Consider the following 9,173-nt stretch of genomic DNA (forward strand, 5'->3'; position numbering starts at 1 on the left):
TCATAACCTGAAGGTCGTAGGTTCAAATCCTGCCCCCGCACCCAAAATCTTCGAATCAGCCTCGCTTATGCGGGGCTTTTTTGTGTTCGGGGGGCCTTTGTCCTCGCCGGCTCACGGAAAGCGAGCGCCGAACGGCTCATTTGGCAATCGCGCTGCATTGGCGACGAAGCTGATGGTATGATAGGTTCCGCAGAGGGCAAATATTTCCAATTGCTGCTCTTTGCTCCAGTCGCGTGCAAATTGCTCGCTGATGCTGTTGTCCATTTTTCCTGAAGCGCAAAGGTTGTCCACGGCCCTTAAAAGGCATGCTTCGGCTGGCGACCATATGGCGTCGTCGACCTGATCGCTTCGGGTTGCCGCGATTTGTGCGTCCGTGAGCTTAGCATGAGACCCGAATGCGCTGACATGCACGCCCCATTCGTATTCGCAATTCTTGTTGGCCGTCACGCGCAAGATAACAATTTCTCGAATGCGCAAGGGTAGCGGACTGTCTTTATCGAGCAGATTTGGAACCGCTTTCTTCAAGAATCTCAAGCTGTTGGCGAAGACACGGAAGAGGGCCAGTATGTAGCCGCCTTGTTGTGGATAGCTGGCTAAGACTTTGGCCACGTCTTCAGGATAGGGTTCGGTAATTGGCGTTAATTGAGTGGTCATTGCGGGCTCGCTTTGCTAAATGATTGCAAGCCGAAAATATGCTACTAAATATGTAGCGTCAATATGGGGCGGAAATTGCACAAGCTTCCCGGAACGCCGGTTCGCGGTTCACAGACTGGCCGTCCAATCATGGTTTTACTGGATGTCCTCGGACAGCGCTGGACGCTGCGTCTGCTTTGGGAACTCAGCCATGACACCGCGACGTTTCGCGCGCTCCGATCCAGATGCGATGACGTCTCTCCGACCGTGTTAAATCAACGCCTTAAGGAGCTGAGAGGCCTAGGCTTGGTTGACCTTGGCGAAAACGGATACGAGTTGACGAGCATGGGACTGGCGCTCGCAGGGAAGTTTGCCTCACTGGACGCTTGGGCAAATGAATGGGCGGAAAATCTTGAAAAGCATGATATTTCAGAAGATTAGATCGTCCAAAAGCCTCCCCAACCTCACCCCTCCAACGCCTTTATCATATCCACACGTGTCCCATGCCGGCCGCCTTCAAACTCGGCTGTCAAGAATGCGTCGACGATATCCAGGGCGAGGCCAAAGCCTACGACACGGGCACCGATGGACAGCATATTGGCGTCATTATGCTGGCGGATCATGCGGGCAGAGAAGGTGTCCATACACACGCCACAACGTATCCCTTTGACCTTATTGGCCGCCATCATAATGCCCTGGCCGGTCCCGCACAAAAGAATGCCGAATTGGTATTGGCCAGCTGCGACAAGGCGGGCAGCTTCGGCACCGCGTTCGGGATAGGGCGTGCTTTCGGTCGTAATGGGGCCGATATCATCCACTTCCCAGCCCTTGGCGGAAACATGGTCGTAAATGGCACGCCGCAACTCAATCGCGGCGTGGTCGCTGGTCAACACAAGGCGGTTTGGCTGGGTCATGGCTCAGGCCTATTTGCCGTGGTGGCGGCCGATGCTGGCCTTGATACGATCCAAAGTCGCGCCGCGAATAGCAAGTTTATTGCCGTGATAGGCGTGGCCGGGCAATTGGGCGAGCTGGCCCGCTAAGGCAATCGCTTCGGCTTCGACCTTGTCCAAGCTGGTCAGGTGGTCGAGATAGCCTGCTTCAACAGCGCCTTCTGAGTCATAGATAAAGGCTTGGACGACGGCTTTGGTCATATGCAGCGGGTTCAGGCGGTCTTTAGAGAGTTCCAGCGCAAAGATTGGCAAGACCATGCCATTGATCGTCTCATTCGCGCCAATCTTATAAGGCCCTGCCGCGCCAATGCGGGTATCGCAGGCATGCAGAATGAAGACGCCCATCGCAATCGCATGGCCGGTACAGGCGGCCACCACCGGCAGGGGGTTGCCATAAAGGCGCACCAGAAGGCCTGCTCCGGCATCAAGGAGTGCAATCGCTGCCTCTGGCCCAGAGCCTGTGAGCGCTTGCAGATCAAAGCCACCGGAGAAGCGACCTTCACGGCCCGCCAACACAATGGCTTTGGCTTTCGCCTCGGCTTCATCCAAGGCCGCATGCAGGGACGCCACCATGGCTTGATTGATCACATTGGCCTTGCCGTCATCCATGCGGATTACAGCCACATCGCCAATCATCTCCACGCTCGCACTCATGCCGTTGCTCCCTGTTTGTTTCTGATCTAATTCTCGCCTGACTAGTAGAGATAAGGCTTTGTGGGTCAACAGGGCAGATGCAAGTTCGGGGCGCTGCCGCAACATCCGTGATTTGACCTTGGTCACCTGCCTGTCTAATCCAAGCGGCACTGGGGTTGGATAGAAAGAGGCATGAGATGATGGATGTGGCGACACAAGGCGATGATGTGCAAGCTGGATTGACCCGCCTCACGATCCGTCGGCCCGATGATTGGCATGTGCATCTGCGCGATGGCGCGATGTTGGCCGCGGTCGTCAATTACACGGCGCGCCAATTTGCCCGCGCGATTGTGATGCCAAATCTCGCCCCACCTGTGACCTCAACCGCACTGGGTGCGGCTTACCGCGACCGCATCGTGGCGGTGACCGATCCAAGCCTCAAATTCACCCCCCTAATGACCTGCTATCTTACCGATCACAGCGACCCGGTGGATATCTCAAACGGTTTTTTGACCGGGGTTTTCACAGCTTGCAAGCTCTATCCTGCCCATGCGACCACCAATTCCAGCCATGGTGTGACGGACTTTAACAAGCTCTATCCCGTGTTTGCGGCGATGGAAAAGATCGGTATGCCGCTTTTGTTGCATGGCGAAGTGACCGAATCCCACATCGATATTTTTGACCGGGAAGCGGTCTTTATCGAGCGGATCTTGAGCCAAATTGTCCGTGATTTTCCGGGTCTCAAGATCGTGTTTGAGCATATTACGACCGCCGATGCCGTTTCCTTCGTCGAAGGTTCCAGCCACCCGATTGCCGCCACCATCACGCCCCACCACCTTGATTTTAATCGCAATGCGATGTTCGAGGGTGGCATTCGCCCGCACTTTTATTGCCTGCCCGTCGCCAAGCGCGAGACCCACCGATTGGCCCTTCGCAAGGCCGCCATTTCTGGCTCTCCCAAATTCTTTCTCGGCACCGATTCTGCGCCCCATGCGATTGGCGACAAGGAATCGGCCTGCGGCTGTGCAGGCATTTTCAACGCGCCATATGCCATTGAAAGCTATGCCAAGACGTTTGAAGAAGAGGGCGCACTCGACAAGCTCGAAGGCTTCGCCAGCCTCTTCGGCCCGCGCTTTTACGGCCTGCCCGTAAACGATGACAGCGTGGTGTTAGAGAAGGTGACGGTCGACGTGCCAAGCACATTGTCCGCCGCCGGCACGCAAGTCGTTCCCTTCCATGCCGGCCAGACCTTGGCTTGGAAGTTTGTCGGGTAACGACCCTAGCCAAGCAGACCCTGTCAGCCTGATGACTAGCTGAAGTCGGCTTGCGGTCGCGTCGCGGCCTTAAACTCTGCTGTCGAACAAACGAGGTGCCCGATTCGGATTGATTGAGCGCATGATTGCCCTTGAGTTCGCGCAAGACGTCGCTTGCGACACTTCCGGCATGCGCGATGCCAAGTCTAGTTTGATTTTTCTGCTTTTCGGTCTCTGCTTTACCCCGTTTGAGGTATGACAACGCTCCGTATCAATGAGAATGATCACCCTTGATTGTTGGTCTTCCAAGCGGAAGGCCAAATTCCTGACAATTATAGAGTGAGTAGACGCCTTGGATTCGTCAGAAGCATTAGTGGCTTGGCATGCTATAGCTGAGGAACCAAGATTAGTCTGCAATCGCGAGGGCGAGGTTGTTTGGACCAACGCCGCCGCAAGAGATTATGCTCGAAAGAACCTTGCACGGGGCGATAGTGCAGAAGATCCCCATACGATCTGGCGTTCAATGATGGCTTCCGGGCTGTTCACCCAGATTTTGAACCGCGCTGTCACCTGCCCAGTGGGCAAGATGCGGAGCGTTCATTTCGATTTGAATGACCCCGAGAGCCCAATCATCCTGAAAGTTATTCCACTGGCGGCGGATTCCGAGGCACCAATTGGGATTACAATCCCGCTTGAACATAAGCTCAGCCCCGAAGTCGGCTCTGATCTCAAAGCGATTTATGGTTTGAGTGGCGCGGAACTGCGCATTCTCGCCGATCTGGTCGCTGGCAAAACGTTGAGCACGTCCGCGATGACGTCAGGCACATCCATTTACACGGTGCGGACCCATCTCAGGAACATTTACCAAAAGCTCCGGGTCAGTAACCGGGAAGCGATGTTCAATCTTCTGGCTCCCTATCTTTGAGCGTCATTTTTGTTTCGACCTCAGCGATAGATCGATCACGTGGTTGTTACTTCATGGTGGCACCTTTCGGTAGTTTAATTGGCAAAACAACCCATGTTTTAGGCGTTTAAGGCATTGCTCGAGCTGTTGGGGTTCGGCAGGCGTAGTCTGAGGTTCGATCCTTGCTTCATGATGCTTCTGACTTTGCGGCACCTGACATCCAACTAAAGGATCAATCCCGCTCGTCGCATCTGATCCGGCAGGTCGGAATGGGCCCGCAAGCGCGACTGCAAGCGCTCGACGCCATCCATGCGGCTATCTTGGATCCCGTTCTAATACCCTGGGCCGAAGATTGCCTCCAAAGCTGGCTTCAGTCTGGCCTTGTGGTGCTTAAGTTAGGCCTCATCCAGAAAAAGCGACACCCGAGTTCGTCGGAAGCGGGAAAGGTGCTTTTCGCACCACCAAATGTGAAGAGGCGGACCTGGATTGCGTTGATTTTCGTTTCGACGCCCAAACATTTTGCGCTTTGTTTCATTCAAGAAGTCGAGGCTGACTCCGAACAAGATCGACCAAATTTGGACGCGATAGCGCGCCAACTACAAAGTAGCCTCAACTCGATCTCAAGTGTCATCGCCTTAGTCGCGAACGAAAAAGCTCAACTCGCACAAGGGCAGAAGAACCATTTGGCTGATCATAATCCAATTTGAACGCAGGGGGATAGAACTTGTTCAAGATGAATTTTGCCAAGGATGGCACACCTATTCCTTCCCAAGATACAGCGCGCGCTCCGTTTCCTGTTCCAGAGCTGATTGTTCAAGAGCCTGACGAAGCGCTGCAAGAGGTCGTCTCCTTGCTCTATCGGGCGGCAGGCGGGCAATCGGATTTATGGTTGGAAGCTCTGTCCCAATTGCGCGATGCTTTATCAAGTGATTCCGCGCAACTGACACAGGTGAATCTGGCACAGAAGAAATTCAATTTGATGCTGATGGCCGTCACGGATTTAGACCTTATTTCGCTAGATAATTATGAAGCTGGGGCTTTTGATGATCCGATTGGCGGGGTCATTGCGGCATTCCCCGGACGCCCCCTATCCTCAGACATTCACTTTGATCCCGATGTGCTGCAATTTCGCGTCGAGCGTGGCTTTGTGCCGTTCGAACATTCGCGATTTTTGGTCGTTGCGCATTTAAAGGACGGCCTTTGGACTATTTTTGGCTTAACACGCTCACCCTTGGGAGAGCCCTTCACGCCGCAAGACTGCGCCCGATTTGGGGCGCTAAGTTCTGACTTTGCGCGGATCGGTAGCACGTTGTCGCTGGCCAGGGCCCTGAAGGAAAGTCCTACCGCGGTTCTCGCAACCTTAAACGCGCTCGATGTCCCCTTGGCCTTGGTGCATGGAAACGGAGACTTCATCGCCGCAAACCCTTCCGCTCAGACCCTTTTGGGTGGCCAGAATCTTCCTTGGACGGGCGAAGCGGATTGGGTTGCTGCGACAATCGAAGCTGCACGCTACGGCTTGGCCCACTATACCAGTCGCCATGGCTTGGTGAAGCTCAAGCGGCTTTCATCCGATCCGATCAACAATTTGGGGGCCGCCCGTTCTTATTCGTCCATTGATGTGCTGGTTGATTTATCTGATTTGAGGAAGTCCTTAGAAAAGTCTCTGGATCGGGTAGCCTCAACATTTGGCCTCACGGCTGCAGAGACAGACATCATCCGGTTGCTTGGCGAGGGTAAATCGGCCAGCGAGATTGCTTCTTTGCGACACAGCAGCAAGGAGACTGTTCGTGCCCAATTGCGGGCCATTCGAACCAAGACAGGCAAATCAAGACAAGCCGAACTTGCCGCCTTACTCAGGTAGCGACGCACGGGACTTGCGGACGTCGCTGGGGTCTTTGGGAAAAACTGGTGCCACAGGGGAGGATTGAACTCCCGACCTCATCATTACCAAAATTGAACCCCGTGTTTTTTCGCGTTTTCACGGCTTGTCACGATTTTTCGTAATATATTGCGATACATAGTTTTTCTTGTAATATTATGGGACAGCTTGTTACTGAATTTTTCCCATTTGGTAGCAAATTGGTAGCAAAAAAAGCTGAAATTGGGTCCAAACTTCGCCATTTTTGAGATGATGGTGTCGCGTGATGGGGTCGATTGGTAGCATAAAGATGGCATAGGATGTTGACAATGTCAGACGTTTTGAAGGCGAAAATCAACAAGAGATTTGTCGATTCCGCGATGCCGCCCGAGACCGGCGACACGCGGATTTGGGACATTGAGTTGCGTGGCTTCATGCTTCGGATCTCGTCCAGTGGCCGAAAGACCTATTGCGTGAAGTATCGCGTGAACCGTCAACAACGATGGATGACCATTGGCGAGCATGGCCTGCCCTGGACGCCTGAGGCTGCACGTAACCGTGCGCGAGAAGTCATTACTGAAGCAACCAAAGGCGTTGACCTATCAGAGACGCCAAGTGAGCGGGCAAAGTCTTTGGCTGGGAAGGGCGGGCTGGTCATAGCTAAAGCTATGCGCGACGCGACCATCGGCCAGTTGTTCGAATTGTATTTCCGCGATGGACCTAATGATAAGCCGTTAAAGCGGGAATCGTCTTGGTCAGTCGATGCCACATCATACAAGCGCCACATCAAGCCTCTTCTGGATGATGTTGTTGCGAAGGACATCAGGCCCAGCGATCTCGCCGCGTGGCAAAGAGACATTGCTGACGGCAAGACTTCACAGGATATCAAGACTGGCCCCCGGGGCCGTTCTATTGTCAAAGGCGGACCAAGTGCCGCGTCCCGAGGCCTAAGATGTCTGTCTGCGATGTTTTCGTGGGCGATTTGGCGGGAGATATTGGAAACTAATCCTTGCTCGAAAGTCCAAAAGCTGCGCGACAATCGCCGTGAACGATCCATGACGACAGAAGAGGCTCAAAGGCTCTGGAACGTTCTTGAAGAAGCACAAGCAGCATGGGTGATCGCGCCCAGTTATGCCAACATCATTCGCTTAATCATGTTGACTGGCGCGCGCCGTAACGAAATCACAGAACTAAACTGGTCTGAAGTTGACATCGAGCGCTCGCGACTTGTTCTGCCGCCAGTGCGAACCAAGATGGGTAGCCAGAATAAATCACGCACGATCATTCTGTCAGAGCAAGCACGGACGATCCTCGAATACCTGCCGCGATTGGGGCCTTATGTCTTTATGTCTCAAATCTCCGGTAAGCCGGTGTTGGGGGTCAATAAAGCGTGGCTGAAAGTCCGGGAACTTGCGGGCCTCTCTGACGTCCGTCTTCATGACCTGCGCCATAGCTTTGCAACATTCGCGGTCGAAGATGGTGCATCGCTGTATCTAGTAGGTCGAGCTCTAGGTCATGCAAACGCATCATCGACCGAACGCTATGCGCACCCCGGCGATACTGCCGCACGGATTATTGCTGAAAAGGTAGCCGGACGGTTCGCCATCGGGCGGGAGTGATGCAGCCCTTTGGTGATAAAGCATCAATCTCTGAGGCCAAGTTGACGGAATATATTCTGTCTCCGACCCATCGAATTGGTTCTAGCAAGGCAAGAGTGTTTATGCTTGCATCGGGCATAGGGCTGGAAACTTATTCATGGTGCCAAGTCAGCTTTTGTGCGATCATTATGGGTGATACGGACTGGAGGCGGCGGCGCAAAGTTTGTTTCGGCCTTTGTTGTGAGTGACAGGCGAGCCGGATCTGAGGACAAAACCATGACTAAAGTGCAACCCACTTTGCTAGATACCGTCGCGCTTTTGAGCGATCAGAGCGACTTGGGTCTCGTGCTAGGCCAGGTTGGAACCGTGGTCGAGTTGTTGGATGACGACTTTGTACTCGTTGAGTTCTGTGACCGAGATGGCGCGACTTTTTCAATGCCGACTTTGCCTATCTCTTCGCTTCTTCGTCTGTCCTATGAACAAGTCGCGGCCTGAGGCAGCTATTTGACGCTTTCAAATTCCCACCCATCAGCCCATACAGACTTCATTGAATTTTTCATATTTTATGACAAATTCATATTATGAATACGAATGTAGCATCAAAAATACAAAATGTCCTTGATGATTGGCCAAGCAAAGGTCTCGTCACTCAAGCGTGGCTGAGCCAGCGAGGGGTGTCGTACAGCCTTACTAACCAATATGTGAAAAGCGGTTGGCTGGAAAGGCTAAGCCCCGGCGTGTTTAAGCGCCCCAACGATGAACTGACGTGGCAAGCCTCCCTTTCTGGTTTGCAAGCGCAATCAGATTTGGCGATCCATGTCGGGGGGGTGACAGCCCTAAATTGTGACGGCTTTGCGCACTATGCGCGGGTTGGCGTTGAACCAGTCCATTTGTTTGGTCCCAATGGCGCGACGCTTCCTAAATGGTTCAAGGCCGCTTGGCAGGTTGAAATCCAGCATTCCCAGACTGACTTTCTGCCGCCGCATCTCGGTGTCCGCCAAGCGACTTATGAAGGCTTTCAGCTTCGCTCCTCTGCGCCTGAGCGGGCAATCTTGGAGCTACTCTATCTAAGCCCCAAGTCTGTAAGTCTGCTGGAAGCGTATGACATAATGGACGGCCTGCGCAATCTGCGGCCTGAACTCATGACCGCGCTGCTTACAGGTTGCAGCTCGTATAAAGTGAGGCGACTTTTTGCTTTCATGGGTCGCAAGCTGGATTTGCCCATCGTTCAAGAGCTAGATCTTGACGGCTTGGATTATGGCTCGGGTGTTCGGGCACTTGTTCAGAACGGCGTCTATGATGCACGTTCGCAGCTCATGCTGCCGCGCGAACTTATGGAGCGTG

Annotated in this window: 11 protein-coding genes; 8 read left to right on the forward strand and 3 right to left on the reverse strand. The window is 53.6% G+C overall.

Features of this window, described 5'->3' with window-relative positions; translation table 11 throughout:
* Positions 1-111: 111 nt before the first annotated feature.
* Complete coding sequence (locus ACOVRA_RS10935) at positions 112-654, reverse strand: carboxymuconolactone decarboxylase family protein (RefSeq protein WP_421720317.1); 543 nt, start codon at positions 652-654, stop codon at positions 112-114.
* A gap of 75 nt (positions 655-729) precedes the next feature.
* On the opposite strand from ACOVRA_RS10935, the gene ACOVRA_RS10940 reads away from it, so the two are divergent.
* Positions 730-1,074, forward strand: coding sequence for a winged helix-turn-helix transcriptional regulator (locus ACOVRA_RS10940; protein ID WP_421720318.1), 345 nt, complete (start codon positions 730-732; stop codon positions 1,072-1,074).
* 23 nt (positions 1,075-1,097) lie between these two features.
* Here ACOVRA_RS10940 and rpiB read toward each other — a convergent pair whose 3' ends face one another.
* Both rpiB and ACOVRA_RS10950 read right to left on the reverse strand, forming a co-directional pair.
* On the reverse strand, positions 1,098-1,547 hold the full coding sequence (gene rpiB / locus ACOVRA_RS10945; protein ID WP_421720319.1) for a ribose 5-phosphate isomerase B: 450 nt from the start codon (positions 1,545-1,547) through the stop codon (positions 1,098-1,100).
* Positions 1,548-1,556: 9 nt separating this feature from the next.
* Complete coding sequence (locus ACOVRA_RS10950; protein ID WP_421720320.1) at positions 1,557-2,237, reverse strand: crotonase/enoyl-CoA hydratase family protein; 681 nt, start codon at positions 2,235-2,237, stop codon at positions 1,557-1,559.
* Positions 2,238-2,413: 176 nt separating this feature from the next.
* Between ACOVRA_RS10950 and pyrC the strand changes: the two genes are divergently transcribed.
* From pyrC to ACOVRA_RS10985, 7 genes are all read left to right on the forward strand, one after another.
* Positions 2,414-3,490: a dihydroorotase gene (gene pyrC, locus ACOVRA_RS10955; RefSeq protein WP_421720321.1), complete on the forward strand. Its 1,077-nt coding sequence runs from the start codon at positions 2,414-2,416 to the stop codon at positions 3,488-3,490.
* Positions 3,491-3,821: 331 nt separating this feature from the next.
* Entirely contained in the window at positions 3,822-4,394 is a 573-nt protein-coding gene (locus ACOVRA_RS10960) for a helix-turn-helix transcriptional regulator (protein ID WP_421720322.1), read from the forward strand.
* Positions 4,395-5,097: 703 nt separating this feature from the next.
* On the forward strand, positions 5,098-6,234 hold the full coding sequence (locus ACOVRA_RS10965; RefSeq protein ID WP_421720323.1) for a hypothetical protein: 1,137 nt from the start codon (positions 5,098-5,100) through the stop codon (positions 6,232-6,234).
* A gap of 326 nt (positions 6,235-6,560) precedes the next feature.
* Positions 6,561-7,850, forward strand: a complete 1,290-nt coding sequence (locus ACOVRA_RS10970; protein ID WP_421720324.1) for a tyrosine-type recombinase/integrase — start codon at positions 6,561-6,563, stop codon at positions 7,848-7,850.
* Positions 7,850-8,077: a DUF6883 domain-containing protein gene (locus ACOVRA_RS10975; RefSeq protein WP_421720325.1), complete on the forward strand. Its 228-nt coding sequence runs from the start codon at positions 7,850-7,852 to the stop codon at positions 8,075-8,077. Before ACOVRA_RS10970 ends, ACOVRA_RS10975 begins: the two co-directional genes overlap by 1 nt.
* Positions 8,078-8,105: 28 nt before the next feature.
* Positions 8,106-8,324, forward strand: coding sequence for a DUF4926 domain-containing protein (locus tag ACOVRA_RS10980; protein ID WP_421720326.1), 219 nt, complete (start codon positions 8,106-8,108; stop codon positions 8,322-8,324).
* Positions 8,325-8,410: 86 nt separating this feature from the next.
* Positions 8,411-9,173, forward strand: a 763-nt coding sequence (locus tag ACOVRA_RS10985) for a type IV toxin-antitoxin system AbiEi family antitoxin domain-containing protein (protein ID WP_421720327.1), incomplete at its 3' end; no start/stop codon positions are given.

The organism is Aquidulcibacter sp. (assembly GCF_049239865.1).
Classification (GTDB): domain Bacteria; phylum Pseudomonadota; class Alphaproteobacteria; order Caulobacterales; family Aquidulcibacteraceae; genus Aquidulcibacter.